15 protein-coding genes are annotated in these 19416 nt (G+C 47.2%); 3 read left to right on the top strand and 12 right to left on the bottom strand.

Annotated elements, in window-relative coordinates; translation table 11 throughout:
* Positions 1-197: 197 nt before the first annotated feature.
* The 3 genes from EAE30_RS01000 to EAE30_RS00990 form a co-directional block, all read right to left on the bottom strand.
* A complete protein-coding gene (locus EAE30_RS01000) occupies positions 198-593 on the bottom strand; it encodes a phosphate-starvation-inducible protein PsiE (protein ID WP_199287028.1) in 396 nt (131 codons plus the stop codon).
* Positions 594-731: 138 nt separating this feature from the next.
* Positions 732-995 (bottom strand): NUDIX hydrolase N-terminal domain-containing protein, encoded by a 264-nt coding sequence (locus tag EAE30_RS00995; protein WP_123014257.1) that lies wholly within the window; start codon positions 993-995, stop codon positions 732-734.
* Positions 996-1171: 176 nt separating this feature from the next.
* The gene (locus EAE30_RS00990; protein WP_123014256.1) at positions 1172-4597 is read right to left on the bottom strand and encodes an EAL domain-containing protein; all 3426 of its coding nucleotides are present in this window, start codon (positions 4595-4597) and stop codon (positions 1172-1174) included.
* 314 nt (positions 4598-4911) lie between these two features.
* Here EAE30_RS00990 and msrP point away from each other — a divergent pair, with 314 nt between their 5' ends.
* Positions 4912-5916, top strand: a complete 1005-nt coding sequence (msrP, locus tag EAE30_RS00985; RefSeq protein ID WP_123014255.1) for a protein-methionine-sulfoxide reductase catalytic subunit MsrP — start codon at positions 4912-4914, stop codon at positions 5914-5916.
* Between the two features lies 1 nt (position 5917).
* Complete coding sequence (locus EAE30_RS00980) at positions 5918-6550, top strand: protein-methionine-sulfoxide reductase heme-binding subunit MsrQ (protein WP_199287027.1); 633 nt, start codon at positions 5918-5920, stop codon at positions 6548-6550.
* A 108-nt stretch (positions 6551-6658) separates the two neighbouring features.
* Here EAE30_RS00980 and EAE30_RS00975 read toward each other — a convergent pair whose 3' ends face one another.
* Positions 6659-7786: an FAD-binding oxidoreductase gene (locus EAE30_RS00975; protein WP_123014253.1), complete on the bottom strand. Its 1128-nt coding sequence runs from the start codon at positions 7784-7786 to the stop codon at positions 6659-6661.
* Positions 7787-8089: 303 nt separating this feature from the next.
* On the opposite strand from EAE30_RS00975, the gene EAE30_RS00970 reads away from it, so the two are divergent.
* Complete coding sequence (locus tag EAE30_RS00970; protein WP_123014963.1) at positions 8090-9355, top strand: aromatic ring-hydroxylating oxygenase subunit alpha; 1266 nt, start codon at positions 8090-8092, stop codon at positions 9353-9355.
* 215 nt (positions 9356-9570) lie between these two features.
* Here EAE30_RS00970 and EAE30_RS00965 read toward each other — a convergent pair whose 3' ends face one another.
* From EAE30_RS00965 to EAE30_RS00930, 8 genes are all read right to left on the bottom strand, one after another.
* Positions 9571-9828 (bottom strand): hypothetical protein, encoded by a 258-nt coding sequence (locus tag EAE30_RS00965; protein ID WP_123014252.1) that lies wholly within the window; start codon positions 9826-9828, stop codon positions 9571-9573.
* 103 nt (positions 9829-9931) lie between these two features.
* The gene (locus EAE30_RS00960) at positions 9932-11551 is read right to left on the bottom strand and encodes a BCCT family transporter (RefSeq protein ID WP_123014251.1); all 1620 of its coding nucleotides are present in this window, start codon (positions 11549-11551) and stop codon (positions 9932-9934) included.
* Positions 11552-11632: 81 nt separating this feature from the next.
* Positions 11633-12421, bottom strand: coding sequence for an electron transfer flavoprotein subunit beta (etfB, locus tag EAE30_RS00955; protein WP_123014250.1), 789 nt, complete (start codon positions 12419-12421; stop codon positions 11633-11635).
* Positions 12411-13643 carry an electron transfer flavoprotein subunit alpha gene (etfA, locus tag EAE30_RS00950; RefSeq protein WP_123014249.1) on the bottom strand — a complete coding sequence of 411 codons (1233 nt, stop codon included), beginning with the start codon at positions 13641-13643 and terminating at the stop codon, positions 12411-12413. The genes etfB and etfA overlap by 11 nt, the downstream gene beginning before the upstream one ends.
* 10 nt (positions 13644-13653) lie before the next feature.
* Positions 13654-15618 carry a (Fe-S)-binding protein gene (locus EAE30_RS00945; RefSeq protein WP_123014248.1) on the bottom strand — a complete coding sequence of 655 codons (1965 nt, stop codon included), beginning with the start codon at positions 15616-15618 and terminating at the stop codon, positions 13654-13656.
* A gap of 9 nt (positions 15619-15627) precedes the next feature.
* Positions 15628-17691 (bottom strand): NADH:flavin oxidoreductase, encoded by a 2064-nt coding sequence (locus EAE30_RS00940; protein WP_123014247.1) that lies wholly within the window; start codon positions 17689-17691, stop codon positions 15628-15630.
* Between the two features lie 88 nt (positions 17692-17779).
* Complete coding sequence (locus EAE30_RS00935) at positions 17780-18313, bottom strand: DUF5943 domain-containing protein (protein WP_123014246.1); 534 nt, start codon at positions 18311-18313, stop codon at positions 17780-17782.
* 52 nt (positions 18314-18365) lie between these two features.
* A complete protein-coding gene (locus EAE30_RS00930; protein ID WP_123014245.1) occupies positions 18366-19343 on the bottom strand; it encodes a dipeptidase in 978 nt (325 codons plus the stop codon).
* Positions 19344-19416 lie beyond the last annotated feature (73 nt).

Below are 19416 nucleotides of genomic sequence, written 5' to 3'. Positions count from 1 at the left end.
CACCTATCGAGCGAAGCCGGCGATACTAGCAGACTGAGAGATTGCTTTCATTAACCAGATCACTCTTCCGGATAAATTTTTATTTAACTGCTTACTAATTATTCAGTCGTTAACTTTAGCTACTTGGGAGTATTGATATTGGGCGAGAATTATCACCATTAATGGCCAATTTTGTTGCTCATAAGCGGCGAAGTACTTTAGTCATTGTTACTTCCGTAAGGAAAACGCACATGACCAAAACGAATAATGAGAATAGCAACAGCAATCATTAATATTGCTCCCGCTAATCCCAGTAAAGTCGTCATGTCCAAATTTTTCATGTCGAGCGCCATGTAGCGAGCAATAGCCACAATCACAATATACAGAGGCATTCGAACCGGGAAACGGCCCGACTTCAAATACAAACCGACCATGGCCAATACTTCTAGGTAGATGAACAGCAGCAGTAGATCACCCAGCGAGACTTTCTGAATCTGATAAATGCCAAACATTTCTTGCCCCATGGCGATAACCGTTAAAATGGCAATACAAATAAGACCAAGAGATTCTGCCGCGGCCAATAAGTACTTTCCAGCTTGCTTTAAGACTTGCATTTTCATTCCTTTTTACTAGATCCAGATATTTAAAAATAAGTGTCAATACACTGTTAAAATATTGAGCCACGAATACTTCGGTCAAATTATGCGACTAAAATCACATTATAGCAATGATAAAAATCTGGCAAAAAATTCTTATCTATTTGAAAAATAAATAAATTTATATTTACAATTTCGTGGAACTTTTTGAACATCCACTTTTGGTGTTGGATAACCAGTCTCAGGCAAATAGAGATTATTCACTTGCTCAAGCGAACTTCCGGCAAGATCGGCAATCATCTGATAGGCAATGCGTTTAACTTGCTCAAAACGCTCTAGGTCGTAACCATCATGGCTGTATGCGTGTCCCGCTTGCGCAATGGCTTGTAACTCTTTCGCCATTGATAACCAAGAATGCATCTTTACTCCTTATTGATATCGTCCATGAAAATCCTCAAGACACTAGCATAAACCATGAATAAAGATGTGATACACCCATTGAAAATCAAACTTATCAATGAAATAGCAAGCGTGAACCAAACGATCTCCGTAACTACGCCCAGCATGCCGGATATTTGGCTAAAGGTTCACGGCATTTATGAAGAAGAGACTCCCTGTTGCCAAAAGGCGTCGATATCATCGGCGTCCATCGGTTTCGCATAGTAATACCCTTGGCATAGGTGATATCCCTCATTGACCAAAAACTGGTGCTGTTCAAAGGTCTCAACCCCTTCCGCTATCACTTTCAATCCCACGGCATCACCGAGACGGAATATGGCACGACTGATTTCCACATCGTTGTCGTTAGTGGGTAAATCACACACAAACGAGCGATCCAACTTAAGCTTGGTTACAGGCAATTTTTTCAAATAAGAAAGCGATGAATAGCCAGTCCCAAAGTCGTCAATCGCGATGCCGATCCCAAGATTGCGTATATCGATAAGACGGTTGATCGCCGTTTCACTTTCATGCATGACAAAGCTTTCCGTCAGCTCAATCAAAACCTGTTCGGCCTCTAGTTGATATTCATCGAGTACTTGGATCAATAATGCCGAAAAATCCGACTGCATGATTTGCTTACCCGAGACATTGATAGTGACAAAATCTAAGCGTATGCCTTTTTGATTCCAACGCTGTATCTGACGGCAAGCCGTTCTCAGTACCCACTCGCCCAAAGGCAGTATCAGATTATTGTCTTCCGCCACCGGGATAAACTTCTCGGGAGAAATAAGGCCTTTTGTCGGATGATTCCATCTCACTAAAGCTTCAACACCTACACAGCGCTCCGCTTGAATATCGACGATAGGCTGATACTGAACCAGCAATTGTTCTTGCTCAATCGCAATCCGTAAATCGCTTAATAATTCGGTAACTTCGACCAGTTCCGTCGACATTTCCGCCAAATAAAAATGAAATTGATTACGACCGAGATCTTTAGCACGGTACATTGCCAAATCCGCATGTCGGAGCAGGGTATTAATGTCCTTGCCGTCGCTAGGATAACGGGCAATACCAAGGCTGGCTGAAATAAAGAAATCCCCTCGCCCTAAATCATACGGTTTTGATAACGCGTGGCACAACCTTTCTGAGATATCGCTAATGACTGAGCAATCTGCAACGTCAATGAGCAGAATAGCAAATTCATCGCCACTATGACGGCTGACAATATCTTGCTCTCGAATCACATCGCGCATGCGTTCTGCGGCTTGACATAAAAGGATATCACCGACCGTGTGACCTAAGGTGTCGTTCACTTGCTTGAAGTTATCAAGATCGACAAACAGCAGTGCCATTGACACCTCCTGATCTATCGGAGCTTGGATGCATTCCTCAAATTTTTCAATAAATAAGGTTCGATTCGGCAGTTGCGTCAACGTGTCATAATGCGCTAAGCGATAAATGTGCTCTTGGGCTTTTACTTGATTAGAAATGTCATACATGGTCGCAATATAGCGTTCTATGTCACCATGCGCACCAAAGACGGTAGTCAAACTTAACCACATAGGAATGTCATTGCCCGCTTTATCACAATGCCAAACTTCGCCTTGCCACCCCCCACTCGTTTGAGCATCTCGCCATATGTTTTCGTAAAAATATTGGCTGTGATAATCGCTGCGCAACTCAGACAGCGTCTTCGATAATAATTCTTCCTTTTGATAACCAAAGATCTTCTGAGCCGCCGCATTCATTTTGATGATTCTACGATTGACGTCGAGAATAAAAATGCCATCCATGGTGCTAGAAAACACTTTTGCCGCAAGATTGAGTTCAACATCGGCATTTTTACGCTGAGTAATATTGGCCACTGAGGCCACCGTATAGACCTGCCCATCTTCTTCAAGCGGTGCTAAGCCTAATTCCACAGGGAATTCTGAGCCATCTTTATGTCGTGCATATAAATCACGCCCCGCCCCCAGCATCAATGTCTCAGGCTTTTGTACGTAACCCAAGCGGTGCGCGACATGACCATTGCGATAGCGTTCGGGTAATAACATTTCAATAGCGCGACCTTCTATCTCATGTGCTTCATAACCAAAAATCTCTTCGATACGTTTATTGACGATACGCACAATGCCGTGATGGTCCACCACCAATATCGCCTCTGGCATCGAGTTAATGATATGGCTGATCCGGCTCTGACTCCGCTCCAAACTCAATTGTACGCGTTTAAGATCCTCAATATCGTTAAAGCAACCAAACCACTTTGATACAGTCCCTGACTGATCATGTACTGGCACAAATAACGCGTTAAACCAACGAGCGCAGCCATCATAACGCAGTACACGGCACTCAACAGAACGCGGTTTACTGATGTGTTCATGCTTGTCCCAATAGTCACGCAGCACCGCTCGATCCTCGGGGACAATAAAATTAAGCCACGAGATCGCGCCAACCGTAATCGCTTGCGCACCGGTATACGCTAAAAACTGCGAATTGACAAAATGGCACTCCCCGCTCGCAGAAAGTTCGATAATTAATTGAGGAAGAGCTTCGATGACTTGGCGAAAATGCTGTTCACTCGCTCGAAGGTTATTCTCGGCATACCACTTTTCGGAGACTTCTTCGAACACCAGAATAGCGCCACTGACCTGCTCACCTTGTGAATGATACGGCATGACACGCAGCACATAGACACGTTTAAGAGCCTCATTATGCAGAAGCGTTTGCTGTGGCAATCCCGACTCGATGACACCAACAATCAGCTGATCGATATTGGACAAAGGGAGCGACCAATTGAGGTCTTCAATATTTTTTCCCACCACAGATAACATGCCAATGTCTTTAATAATGGAACCACAAGCGTGATTCGCCTGCGTGATGGTTAATGTGCTATCGACCACAAATAAGGGAAAGGCAATGCATTCCTTAATATTAAACAGATCGCGATGATTACGCTCGATCTGCTCAAGATAGGATTCAAACTGCTCGTAAACAGACAGAGTAGAAGGCGCATGAGCAATATGGCTCATCGCATGACGCTGAGTATCAAGTAGGAATGCCATCACGGCTTGCTGCGGATCAGGCTCCTTAGCGTCATCATGTAATTGCACTAACAACGTCATGTACTGATGAATGAAAGGAGAGATATCTGACAAGGGCAGTTCTACTGTGCCAAACGGTACAGTGATATTGAAAAAAGAAGCGCGGCTCTTTACCAAACACACATTTAATGTGGTGTCGACTTCTCCCCAGCGTAAACGAATTTTCAGGCTATCGTCTTGAACAACATACTCACCTAACGGCTCACGGCAATCATGAATTAGGCCAATATTTCCGTTTACGGTTGGCGTCATGCCACTCTCAAGATAGACAGGCGTTGCGCCACTTTGAGAAATACAATCAAAAACCTGACTTATCGCTTGTTGTTCTAGCACAAAAATAGTGACAACCGATTGCTCAATCGAGGACAATAACGCCACCAACGACGCTTCCCTCACGGTGAGTTCACGATTCACCACAATACTGATATCCATAACTTTATAGATGTCAGATGATTGATGAGACGTGTATTTCCTATGCATCACCTTGTCCTATCTTTTTAATGCTTATAATATTTCGCTGATTCTATTTGATTAAAGATGGCTTGCACAATCTTGTGGCACGCTAAACTCACCGTAAGCACAGATCGTGATCACACTTCCAACATCAATATCCTCTCTCACCTCAAGCATAGACAAGACACGAGCAGTTACCAACCCCGATATGACGTTTCCCTCCCACCTACATAGCAATTATTTAACCTTATTTTAACGTACTCCCGTGGTATGCTAGGAATACAGAGTAAAAATACCCGTGTGATACGTAAGCAACGTATTGAATAATTAGGGGAATTGCAATGAAACAGCTATTATCAAAACACAATCGCTTAACAGAAAATGATGTCACGGATGAGTCGGTCTATCGCGAGCGGCGTCAATTGCTAAAATCTCTTGGGTTTATCGGTGCTGGGTCCTTGCTGGCTCCAACCGCCAATGCATTCAGTCTATTTGGCGATGACACCCCTAAAAAACACTTTCCGACCACACCACTTCACTACGAGAAAGCCACCGGCCCAGAAACTCAATGGGTCAAAACGCCTTATGATAAGGTCACAAGCTACAACAACTTCTTCGAATTCGGGACCAGTAAAAGCGATCCCGCTGAAAATGCGCAAAATTTCCAAGTGGATCCTTGGACACTCACGATTGAAGGTTTAGTCGATAATCCCATCACCTTGGACTATGACGATTTGTATAAACGATTCGCTCTCGAAGAACGCATCTATCGTTTTCGTTGCGTCGAAGCGTGGTCGATGGTCATACCATGGATTGGCTTTGAACTCCGCCATCTCATTGCACTTGCCAAACCACGCTCGTCAGCCAAATATGTTGCATTTGAAACGTTGTATGATCCCAAACAAATGCCAGGACAAGAGAGTCGCTTTGTCGGTGGTGGCTTAGATTACCCGTACGTTGAAGGGCTCACGATTGAAGAAGCCACTCATCCTTTAACACTGCTCAGTGTCGGCTTATACGGTAAAACGCTCCCCCCGCAAAATGGCGCGCCAATCCGTTTAGTCGTACCGTGGAAGTACGGATTTAAAAACATCAAATCGATTGTCAAAATTCGCTTGACCGACACCCAACCTGATAACACCTGGAACTTGCTCGCTCCCCATGAGTATGGGTTTTATGCAAACGTCAACCCCAATGTTGATCACCCTCGCTGGAGTCAAAAAACAGAACGCCGAATTACCAGCGGTGGATTACTCTCAACGAAGCGGATTAACACGCAATTATTTAATGGCTACACCGAAGTCGCGGATCTCTATAAAAACCTCGATCTCAGGAAGAACTTTTAATATGTTAAAACGACGCTGGCGTATCTCACCATGGCAACGTGTATCACTCAAAGTTCTACTGCATATTGTCATTGGTGGGTATCTTGCCTATACCATTTGGTTAGGCATACAAGATAAATTAGGGGCCGATCCCGTCGATGGATTACTGCATTTTACAGGCATTGGCGCCATTAACTTACTGCTGATTACGCTCTGTATTTCACCATTAAGTCGCCTCATCGGTGGTGACATCATGCGTTTTCGTCGCCTCATTGGCGTTTATGTCTTTGTCTATGCCTTGTGCCATATGCTGACTTTTCTTGTGTTTATCTTAGGATTAGACTGGTCTCAACTCAGCAATGAAATTATTAAACGCCCTTATATCACGGTCGGTTTTAGCGCGGTATTGTTGTTGCTGGCCTTGACGGTCACCTCCCCCAATGTTGTCCGAAAAAAAATGGGCAGCCGCTGGCAAGCATTGCATCGCTGGGTCTATCTGGCACTTTTTCTGATGTTGTTGCATTACACTTGGTCGCAAAAAACACTCTGGGGAGATCCCATTTACTACTGGGCCCTTGCCGTGCTCGTTTTATCACCGCGTATCAAACGATGGATAACCACAGGGAAGAAAAAAATAGACAGATTGCGGTCGTAGTCCCCATAACGGTCCAACCATAACTGGCCAACGATGGCTGGCCAGTTATAGGGCTATTGCAATCGGGACAACCGCTACAGATGTTGTCTTACCACACCTTGCTTGTGATCAATATTCAATCACCACATCATCACTTGGGATACTGCAGCACGATAAAATGTAGCCTTCAGCCACATCTTCATCAGTAATACCGCCATTGTGATTCATTTCAACTTCGCCCTGCACTTTTCTCACTTTGCATGTTCCACAGATGCCCATTCCACACGCTCGTGGAATCGTTAAGCCCGCTTTAGCGGCTGCAGCATGAACCGTGTCGCCCGGGGCAATTTGCACGCGCTTATCGCTTTCGGTGAAACTGACTTCAATCAGATCACTTTCCGTCAGCGCTTCGGCTTCCTCAGCCGCAATTTCAGCACTTTGTACCGCTTGCTCCTCGGCATTTTCTGGGGTCGCACCAAACGTCTCTTCATGGTAGTGCTGCATGTTAAACCCAATTTTAATCAGGATTTCTCGCACAGCTCGCATGTAAGGCGTTGGGCCACAGCAAAAGATCTCCCGTTCATGAATATCTGGGGTCATCATCAATAACTTTGTTTCATCGAGAAAACCGCGATATCCAGACCAATTCTGCCCAGACTCTAAGCGTTCACAAATCAAATGTAATTGAAAATTAGCGATACGCGACGTCATGAACTCTAACTCAGCGTGAAAAATGATGTCACGAGGCGTGCGCGCGCTGTGGATAAAGGTGATATCGACATCCGTATTGGTATCATAGATCCAACGAGCCATTGACATGACCGGTGTGATACCGACACCACCGGACAAATACAGCACTTTTTCAGATGGAAAATCGATGCTATTGAATTCGCCTACCGGCCCATGTACGGCAAGCTCTGAACCTTCTTGTAAATGGTCATGAATCCAGTTAGATACCCAACCGCCTGGTACACGTTTTACTGTAATAGAAAAACTGTACGGTACCGAGGGAGAACTCGATATCGTGTAAGATCGGAACACCTGCTCACCATCAATGTCGAGCTCTAGCGTGACAAGTTGCCCCGGTTTGAAAAAGAACATCACGGGCTGATCAGCCATAAAACAAAATGTCTTAGTATCCCATGTTTCTTGGATGGTTTTCACGCAACGAACCGCGTGACGACCGTTGTCCCAAATCTGTGTTTCAACAGGAATGAAAGCGCCACCTGTAGTGACTGAGTTAGTTGGGGTATTCATATCCGGCTTCTCCGGTGTGTGTAGTGGTATCCCTCCATGGGTTGTGCGTATTGTTGAGGTATCTGGGTTTGATCAGTTACCCATTTACGACATGAAGTTATCCAAAACAGTCAAGCCGTGACAATAGCGTGATCTCATGTCTCAAATAGGATCGGTACATGTCGTGTTTAGACCACTGAATAACAGCCCAATAATGGCAGGATAGCGCTAAGCCACACAGTGACCCACAATGCGCGTGATTGGCTTACGCAAGGAAGCCCGCAATGGGCATATCGTCCACATTTTCGAGTAGAAGATAGCGCCATGAATCAAAACGATATTCTCAATATTACTTACCCCAGCATGGATGTCGCACGGGAAGAAGTGAAACACATGCTCAGCGAACGTCAAACCGACTATTCGCTGCCGCGTTCGCTATACAATGACCCGTTATTATTTCGGATTGATGTTGAAGAGATCTTTCAAAAAGAATGGCTTTTTGTTGGTATGACCAGCGAAATTCCGCAAAAAGGCGACTATTCTACCGTTGAAATTGCCCAAGATCCGGTGCTGATCGTGCGAGATGCTGACGGTCATGTGAATGCCTTCCATAACACCTGCCGCCACCGCGGTTCGCGCATCTGTACTGAGCATCGTGGCAAGGTGGCCAACTTAGTCTGCCCTTATCATCAATGGACTTACGATACCAAAGGCAACTTACTGTTTGCGGGCACGGAAATGGGCGATGAATTTGATATGCAAAAACACAAATTGAGTCCCATTCACTGTAAAACGGCTGACGGTTTTATTTTTATTTGTCTGGCTGAGACTCCACCCGAATCCGATTTTGATGAGTTCTTAACTTCATTAGAAGCGTACATGGAACCGTACGATATCGACAACACCAAGCTGGCAGTCGAATCCAATATGTATGAGAAAGCTAACTGGAAACTTGTCTTAGAAAACAATCGTGAATGTTACCATTGTTCAGGTAGCCATCCAGAATTGCTCAACACCCTACTCGAATGGGATGACACGACGGATCCACGAGCAACCCCTGAATTTTTAGCCTACTGTGAACGCATGGCCAATGAATGGGATGATGAACAGATCCCTCATGCGCATAAAAACTTTGGTAAACGGAATCGCTTAGTTCGTATGCCTCTCAAAGAAGGCACCTCGGTGATGACGATCGATGGGGCACGCGGTAGCCAAAAAATGCTGGGGCGAATTAAGAACGATAAGTTGGGATCATTGCGCATTTTGCATCTCCCCAACTCATGGAACCACATGCAAAGTGACCATTTTATCGTCTTTCGCGTTCTCCCGATTTCAGCGCAAGAATCCATGGTCACCACCAAGTGGTTCGTGCATAAAGACGCCGTTGAAGGGGTTGACTACGATACCGACACGTTACGCCGAGTCTGGGATGCCACCAACGATCAAGACCGTAAGCTAGGAGAAGAGAACCAACGTGGGATTAACTCGCTACGCTACCAACCAGGTCCTTACTCTAAGACGTTCGAATATGGCGTGATTGATTTCGTCAACTGGTATGCAGACACACTGCAGCAACATTTGTCTCGCTGATAAAGCGACCGGTAAAAAACAGCAACCAATGAGAGCAATGATGCTCTCATTTTTTATGATGTTCAAGACAGAGACCTCGTTAAACACACAGAGTCGCTCTCATACCGATTCTGATTCGGGTTAATCCACTGTGGCTCATCGTCTGTCTCTTTTTGTAGGCCTAAAAAAACCCACAAATCGATGCGGGCTTTTTAGGCGAGGTAAAGACAAGAACGTCAGTGGGACGTCGATGATACTTCACTGTATTGATGGCTCCAATTAATCACATTTTCCACATCAGGTAATAGTATTCCTTCTGCTTCAATCCGTAATAACATATCCCAAAAACAATCACTGGTTGCGTCGTCCGCAGTCTCCAACCAGCGCTGAATGCTAGTTTGTACACTATTGGGATACTGAAACTCACACACCACGCCTAAACCTTGCAGTGCCAGTACAAAATCGTCCATATCGACTAAGTCCGCATACATCATTTTTTATTCTCCAATCTAGGGAGGCTTCCCGCCTCCCCTTTATGTGTGATGTTTCTCGGCAAACCATCACTATGGTGATCACCCTGTCTTTCATCGTAACGAGTTACACGACCGCAGGCTTAGTATATAGGTGCTGCTCAGAGCGTAACCCTTTATATAGGCTCCAACACATGATGATCAGAACTAAGGTAAACGGCAATCCTGTCGTGACGGCGCCCGCTTGTAGCGCGGTTAATGCCTCTGAGCCGCCGCCAACAAGCAGCGTCATGGCTATGAGCCCTTCGACCACCGCCCAAAATACGCGTTGGCCAACCGGGACATCCTCTTTACCACCAGCGATAATGCTGTCAATAACTAGCGAGCCCGAGTCTGAAGAGGTCACGAAAAACACTAAAATGAGCAGAGTGCCGACAACAGACAATAACGTACTCACGGGAAGATGGTCGAACATTTGATACATCGCTAACGCAACATCACTAATACCACTCGATAACTCACCAATACCACTGGTCGTTTGTTGTAATGCCGTTCCGCCCATCACACTTAACCAAACCATGGTCACCAAAGTTGGAATCAATAGAACAGCGGTAATAAACTCTCTTACAGTACGTCCTTTCGATACGCGTGCGATAAACATACCGACAAATGGAGACCAAGAGACCCACCATGCCCAATAAAACACGGTCCAGCCATGAAACCACTCCGCGTCATCACGGCCAATCCAATTAGACAGTGGGATGAAATTATCCACATACCCGACGGCAATATCACCAAACGTATGAACAATCGACAGTGTTGGTCCAACGACAACAATCAGTGCGATGAGCCCAGCAGCAATGAACATATTGATATTACTTAAGATCTTAACCCCCGCATCTAGCCCACGCGCGACGGAGATGATCGCGATGGTCGTCACCACAATAATAAATCCAATTTGTGTCCCGAGACCATTGGATATCCCAAACAGGTGACTGAGCCCTGCAGCGGCTTGCTGCGCACCAAACCCTAGCGAGGTGGCTAAACCAAATATGGTTGCAAGCACAGCAAGGATATCAATAAAATTGCCGATCGCGCCCCAGCAGCGCTCTCCTAACAATGGGAAAAACGCCGAGCGGATGGTCAATGGCAAGCCTTTATTGTAGGAGAAAAACGCCAAGGCCAACCCGACCACCGCGTAAATTGCCCACGGGTGCAATCCCCAATGATAAATGGTCGCACTGAGTGCCAGTGTTCTTGCCTCTTCCGTACGAGCAGCGACATTTAATGGCGTACCAAACCAATCGGTATAGTAAGCCACAGGCTCTGCGACGCTCCAAAACATCAGGCCAATCCCCATCCCAGCCGCAAACAACATGCTAAACCAAGAGAGATAAGAAAACTGAGCTTTCGCATCTTTGCCACCTAAACGGATTTTTCCTACCGGTGACAACAACAAAAACACGCAAAACAACACGAAAATATTGCATCCAACGATGAAAAACCAATCAAAGTTATTGATTGACCAACTGCGTGCAGTGGTCAGTATGTGGTTTGCTCCGTCAGGAAATACTAAGGTAAGCACAATAAACAAAAGAATCAGAGCAGCACTGGTGCCAAAGACCGGATTATGGATATCCATCCCCCAAACATTGACGTTGTCCTGCCCAATACAATAATCGGTATGATACAACTCTTTCGTCTTACGCTTGTTATAGCGCTTGCGACTTTCGACTGCACTTTTCATATGATCCCTCTTTCCATGATGACCCTGATTGATTCCTTTCTATGAACCAATCATATTCTGCAGTACATCCTTGCTCTGCCCTTATGACTGATGAACAACATGCTCTTCAATCAGTAAATCCAATACTGCTTGAGCCATATCGTCTATCGGCTCATCCTTAATCACGCGTCCCCCGGTGGACTCGGCTTTCGCCGTCGCCGCTTTAAAACGGTCCGCAGCACTTTTGGCTTTGACGACTTTCAAACGCTTGGCTCTCGGTTTAGCTGGGCTTTGCTCCCAGCTTTGCCTCTCCTCATCAACCACATGCTCTGCCACTTCATGAGTGACAACGTCACAGTGTCTCGCGCGCCCAAATGCACTCTGGCGCGGGACACTCGCCGCCAAGTCAACACTGGCCACAAAAGGTAACGCCACTTGAATCGCACGACGTTGTCCGCGCGGTAACGCTTGTAATACTTTGGCTTTTCCTTCCTCGATGGATAATATTTCTGCAATTCCCATAACCATGGGACAGTGCAATTGCTGCGCAAGAAAAAATGGCAGCATTCCAGACGACTCCCCATCTTCGGCTCGCATCCCAGTTAAGATAATATCTGGCATCGCGTGCTGAAAATAAGCGGTAAGTGTACTAAGTGCATCGTCTTCCGCGGCCTGCGCTAAGACACGAATCTGCTCCAATCCCATACCGCTGTAATACGCCAGTGCGGGATCGCTCGGATCGCCTGCATGCACCACATCAAGCTCACTCGGATTCAATCCCAGTGCCAGTTCAACCGCTCGTGCGTCCGTATTAGAGCGCCGTGCTCGCCCGGTATCGGGATGAGCACCAATGGATATTAACGTGCTGACCTTTACTCTATTAAGCGGCATCTTGTCGTTCCTCTGCATGCTTATCGGATAGCAAACCGATCAATGCTCTTAAAAACTCATCACTGTCGGCAATCACACTAAGATCAGCGCGTTTGACCATGTCACATCCTTCATCGGTGTTGACTGCAATCACTTTATCGCAAGCTCCAATCCCTTGTAGATGCTGAATCGCACCTGAAATGCCAACCGCGATGTACACACGCGCGGTGACCCAGCTTCCAGTGGCGCCAACTTGACGCGAGCGTGGCATGAAGCCATCATCCACTGCGACACGACTCGCCCCTTCTGTCGCACCTAATCGCTCAGCCGCCTCATGGAATCGAGCCCATTCGTGCACGCCATTGCCCGCCGAGAGGATAAACTCCGCCTCGGTCAATGGAACCGCCTGTGGATCGACAGCAACAGCGCCCAAATCCTCAAGGTCTCCTTGAGTGATCTCAAACGTGACGGCCATGGGGCGAGCTTCATGCCGCGTCTCATCAACTGGCAGTGCACACTCTTGTGCCAATAGCAGCACTTTAGGCGTCGTCCGTTTCACATCATGGCGTCCTCCCGCTGCGCGGCATACCACCTCACTGGTATTGACTGACCAAGCCTGAGTTGCCGGGCGCTCGTGTATCAGCGCACAGAAACGAGCGCCGATTTCAAACCCGCCATCGATACTGTCAGGAAACAACCAGTACATAGGAGCCAATTGGGTGTCGATCGCCGCTAACACTTGAGCTCGCACATCTGGGACATAGTGCTCAAAGCACGCGGCTTCAATTGTCACTAGGCGATCAACCCCAGCCAACGTGAACCCCTCTTCTTTATGCGCGCCAAACACGACGGCCACTACCGCTCCCTGACCGTCACTTTGTTTCACCAACTGATACGCTTGCCCTAGCACGTCTTTATCATGACTTGATAAACGTCCGCCTGACATATCAGGAACTACTACCACATAGAAATCGGGATGACTGACCTGATGCAGGGGTAATACTGTTTCATCCGATTGACGATGGCGAGACACCCCAGTGGCGGCCACTTGGCGATGTAAACGGTCTATGCGTTTGAGTCCATTGGGGCCAAGATACCCCACTCGATGGGGATAACGGCGTAACAAGCCGTTCGGTCCCATTTCTTCTACTGGCTGAATCCGCATACTGTCATGTTCAGGATGAAGGCGGTTGCGCCGAATCCACTCCGCTCTAGGGTCGCGTCGTATAATGTAATCTGCCATTTCAACTCTCCTATACGGATGCCACAGCACTGATTTTAGCGGGCTGCCACTCTTCAAGGGCCGTCTGTGTCGGTTCAAGCAGTTGCTCTGCCACCAGTTCAGCAATGTCTTTCACTTCTGGTCGCGGCTCAACGACACCTTCCAGCATCGCAGTACATTGCTGGCAACCGACGGCGACCAACTCAGCGCCTGTTTCACGAATGTCATCCATGCGCATGTCCGCGATACGACGTTCTCCAGGAATATCGGTAATCGGCGCACCGCCGCCGCCTCCACAGCAACGTGAGCGAAATCCTGAGCGTTCCATTTCCGCAATCTCGACGCCCAACTGTTTCAATACCGCGCGAGGCGAATCATATTCTCCGTTGTACCGGCCTAGGTAACAGGGATCGTGATAGGTCACTTTTTGGACTGACAAGGAACCGAGGCGAATCAAGCCTTTTTCAACCAACTGGTTGATAAACGTGGTGTGATGCCACACTTGATAATCCGGAGTTTCGCCTTGCGGATAAAACTCTGGATATTCATTTTTCAAACAATGGAAGGCATGCGGATCGGTGGTAACAATGCAATCGAAATCGTATTTGTTTAAAGTGCGGATATTTTGTTGCGCGAGGCGCTGATAGGTCGCGTCATCTCCCAAACGACGGGCAACATCACCACAATCGAGCTCTTCGTCGCCTAAAATCGCCACATCAATCTTCGCGGCTTTTAAAATAGTCACAAACGCTTTCAAGATGCGTTGGCTGCGCATATCAAACGCCCCATCAGAGACCCAGAACAAAACATCCGCGCGTTTAACGTCGGACATAACATTCAGGTTTTGATCCGCCGCCCAATGGGCACGTTTGTTTGGGGCATGACCATTAGGGTTATCGGTGAAAATGATATTTTCTAATACTTCCACCCCTTTACTCGGCGTCTCACCTTTCTCTAAGGTCAAGAAGCGACGCATATCAACAATCGCATCTACATGTTCAATCATCATCGGACATTCTTCAACACAGGCGCGACATGTGGTACATGACCACAAAGTGTCTGCATTGACCACACCGCCCACGATGGGTTGATGTGGATTGCCTTTCGCGTCGCCAATATGTTTGCCTGGATACGGACTGCCCGCGTATTTCTCATCGGTTCCCCCAGCAAAGCCGACGACCATATCTTGGATGAGTTTTTTCGGGTTCAGTGGCTGACCCGCCGCGAAGGCGGGGCATACGGCTTCACAGCGGCCACATTGCACGCAAGCATCAAATCCAAGCAACTGATTCCACTTAAAATCCGTCGGATTTTCTACTCCCAATTTACTCGCATTCAAGTCCACAGCTTTCAGACCCGTTGAACGGCCACCACCAAAGCGTTCAGGACGACGATGAAATGCTAAATGCAGTGCGCCAGCAAAGGCGTGCTTCATTGGGCCACCCCATCCCATCCCTAAAAACATCTCACCTAACCCCCACACAATCGCAGCCAGCAAGAAAAGCGATGCCAACACATTAAATGCCTCTCCAGAGAGCAGGCCAGACGCAGGTAAGGTAGCCACTAAAAAACCCACCGAGAACATCAACAAGCTTTTCGGTAGACGCATCCACGGACCTTTCGATAAACGACTTGGTGGATTGACGCGCCTTAGAGCCACAAACACCGCACCAGTGCCCATCATGAGTAAAGCCGCGAGTAACAACCAGGAGAGAATTTGGGGGGCAAAATCAAAGACATGCACCATAAAAATCAGCAACACTGATAATACAAATCCCCCGGCGGTGGCCACATGCGTATTCGACATGACCTTATCGCGTGCAACAACATGATGCAGGTCGACTAAATAGCGACGAGGAATCGCCGCAAGCCCAGCGAAGATCGCGACGTTTTCGGCTTGTCCTTTACGCCACATCATGATGCGACGTATCATGCCCACCACTGCCAAAAACGTGGCAGTCACAACGAGCACGGGAAGTAATGATTCTAGGAACATAGGCTCCCCCTACAAATCTTTGCACAAACGTAATGCGTCATAAATCGCGGCATGCACGTTTCGTTGCGAGACACAATCCCCGATGCGCCATAGAATCATGCCGTCATGTGCTTCAGATAACACAGGCTGTGGCTTGGCATCAAACAACGTTTCTACGTCAATCTGCCCTTTATTGGCCGATTCAGCCTTGAGTTCATAATACAACGCTTCATTAGGGCGAGTGCCATTTTCAACCACCACTTGGTCTACGACGCGCTCTTCTTTTTGCTCGGTATACTCATTTTCTAAAACCGCCACTAAGTTCTCGCCCTCGCGATACACCTTAATCAGCGCCAGATCGGCAGTCATAATGACTTCTTTTTCATATAAGCTTCGATAATAGGTCGGGAACGTCGTGCCTCCAATGCCCACTCCGGGTTTGATATCGTCCGTGACAAGCTCAACTTTTGCGCCTTTCGCGGTTAAGTAATCCGCTGCCGACATGCCCGAAAACTCACAAATAGTATCGAATACCAAGACATTGTCGCCCGGTTCTACCGTGCCATTAAGAATGTCCCAAGAAGACACGACCAAGCCTTCATCGGCCCCCCAGTCAGGGTTTTGCTCGATAAATGGCGTGCCGCCGGTAGCCAAAATACAGACATCAGGTGCCAGCTCTCGAATCATATCCGCAGTTGCCGCGGTCTCTAAAATGACGTCAACATTCAGGCGAGTGAGCTCCATTTCTAGCCAACGCGTAATACCCGCCATTTGATCGCGCTGCGGTGCTTTGGCCGCAATGCTAACTTGCCCTCCTAGCTCAGGGGCTTTTTCAATTAAGGTGACATGATGCCCGCGCTCTGCGGCCACCCTTGCAGATTCTAAACCTGCGGGGCCGCCACCGATGACCACCACTTTACGAACGGGTCCAGTGGTTTTTTCAATGATATGCGGCATGCCCATGTACTCTCGCGACGTGGCAGCATTTTGAATGCACAACACATCCAACCCCATATATTGGCGATCAATACAATAGTTGGCGCCTACACATTGGCGAATTTGATCAGTTTGATCGAGCTTGATTTTAGTAATCAAATGCGGATCGGCAATGTGCGCGCGAGTCATGCCGACAAAATCCACATAACCGGCCTCTAAAATGCGTTTGGCTTGATTCGGATCTTTAATATTTTGTGCATGAATCACTGGGACAGACACCACTTCTTTGATTCCAGCCGCCAAGTGGAGGAAAGGCTCAGGTGGATAACTCATATTGGGAATGACGTTGGCTAACGTGTTGTGTGTATCACATCCTGAACCGACCACGCCAAAAAAGTCGATCATCTTAGTGTCATTGTAATACGCCGCTATTTGCTTCATGTCGTCATGCGTTAACCCGTCGGGGTGAAACTCATCGCCAGTGATACGCATACCCACCACAAAATCAGGTCCGACCGCAGCGCGAACCGCTTTGACCACTTCCATACCAAAACGCATGCGATTCTCAAAGCTCCCACCCCATTGGTCGGTGCGCTTATTCACCCGTGGTGACCAAAATTGATCAATGATATGTTGGTGAACCGCTGATAGCTCAACCCCATCGAGCCCGCCTTCTTTGGCACGTACCGCCGCCTTGGCAAAATCACCAATAACCCGCCAGATTTCTTCTTCTTCAATGGTTTTACACGTCGCGCGATGCACAGGCTCACGCACCCCTGAAGGCGACATTAAATTCGGCCAATTTTCTCCATCCCAACGTGAACGACGTCCCATATGAGAAATTTGAATCATGATTTTGCCACCATGCTTATGCACCGCATCGGCCAAATTTTGAAAATGAGGGATAATGCGATCGGTGGACAAATTCACCGAGCTCCACCAGCTTTGTGGACTATCAATCGACACCACACTGGATCCACCGCAGATGCATAAACCACAGCCACCTTTGGCTTTTTCTTCGTAATATTTGACATAGCGATCCGTCGTCATACCGCCATCGGTCGCATACACTTCGGCGTGGGCAGTACTGACAATACGGTTACGAATCGTCGTATTATTAATTTTTAATGGTTGGAACAGAACATCGAACTGAGACATGCTTCACCTCTGTATCAGCCTTACTTCTCAATGGGTAAGGCTATCTTCCTTGACATTGCTTACGAAATTCACTGGGCAACACTTGGCGCTACGCGATGGGTGCCACATCGAACAGGCCAAATTCACACCCGTCTTCCGCACCACTTTGTATTTGTACCGCATGGGTGGCCGTGTTCAATCCCATGCTTTGACCAACTTGATCCATTGCTCCGGCAAACCAGCCAGTAAACATATAATCGACTTTGCGATTCACCTTGCCGTATTGATAAACAAAACAAGAATGTTCTAACCGAACGCGTGCTTCGCCTTTGGCAATGTCTAAATGCTCAATGATGAAAAAACCCCATCCACGCTGTGATAAACGCTTCATATAGTGTTCAAACACCGCTTCACCACTTAAGCCATGTTCTTGGGCTTCCTTTTCACACCAATAGTAGGCTGACTTATATCCCGCTTTATATAAGATGTCTGCGTAGCGTTCTGCGCCAATTTCTTCTTCTATCCCCATATGGTTGTTGACAAAAAAGTGGCGTGGAACATACAACATTGGCAACCCATCGGTGGTCCAAACGCCAGTTTCATCATCAACCATAATTGGCATTTCTGGTGCATGTGTGCTCATTTCGAATTCTCCATTTCAAATACTGTCTGGTGATAGTGGAACCAGAGGTGAACTACTCGCCCCACACATCGCCTAAAACACGAAGCCAGTTCTCACCCATAATCTTGCGCACTTGCGGTTCGGTAAAACCATGACGTAATAGCGCCTCAGTCAGATTTGGGAAATCCCCCAAAGTACGAATGCCGTCAGGATTGATGATTTCACCAAAATTCGTTAATCGACGGGCATACCCTTTATCATGGGTTAACCATTCAAAGAATGACTGACCGTGGCCTTGCGTAAAGTCCGTCCCAATCCCAATTTGATCTTCTCCGACGAGGTTATAGATATACGCAATCGCCTCAACATAATCATCAACCGTCGAGTGGATGCCGTTTTTCAAGAAAGGAGCAAACATGGTCACGCCGACAAAGCCACCATGGTCGGCAATGAATTTAAGTTCTTCATCGGATTTGTTACGTGGGTGGTCTTTTAAACCGCTCGGTAGACAGTGTGAGTAACACACGGGTTTTTTAGATGCCAGAATGACTTCCTTGGAGGTGTGCGCACCAACGTGTGACAAATCACACATCATGCCGACGTCATTCATTTCGGCGACAATTTCATGGCCAAAACCTGACAAGCCACCGTCACGCTCGTAGCAGCCCGTGCCCACTAAATTCTGGGTGTTGTAACACATTTGCACGACACCGACGCCTAGGTCTTTAAATATCTGAACATAACCCAGCTGATCTTCGAAGGCATGCGCGTTTTGAAATCCCATCATCACGCCGGTTTTACCTGCCTGCTTGGCACGACGAATGTCTTCTGTTTTGCGAACTTTTAATACAAGATCACTGTTTTCATCCAGTAATGCATTCATCGCAACGATGTTGTCGACCGTGTTTTGAAAGCCTTCCCATACAGAAACCGTGCAGTTCGCGGCCGTAATTCCACCTTTGCGCATGTCTTCAAATAGTTCACGTTCCCACTTTGCGATGACCAACCCATCAATCACTATCGCATCATCATGCAAATCCGTTGCGTTCATTTCATCACCTATTCCGTCTGTCCTTGTTAGACTCCAGAATAGGTATTAAGCCTTTTTAAAAGTGTTCTGAAAA

The sequence above is a fragment of the Vibrio zhugei genome (genome assembly GCF_003716875.1).
In the GTDB taxonomy this organism is placed as follows: domain Bacteria; phylum Pseudomonadota; class Gammaproteobacteria; order Enterobacterales; family Vibrionaceae; genus Vibrio; species Vibrio zhugei.
Note: the sequence above shows the minus strand (reverse complement) of the source record. Positions and strands in the feature narration are given on the sequence as shown.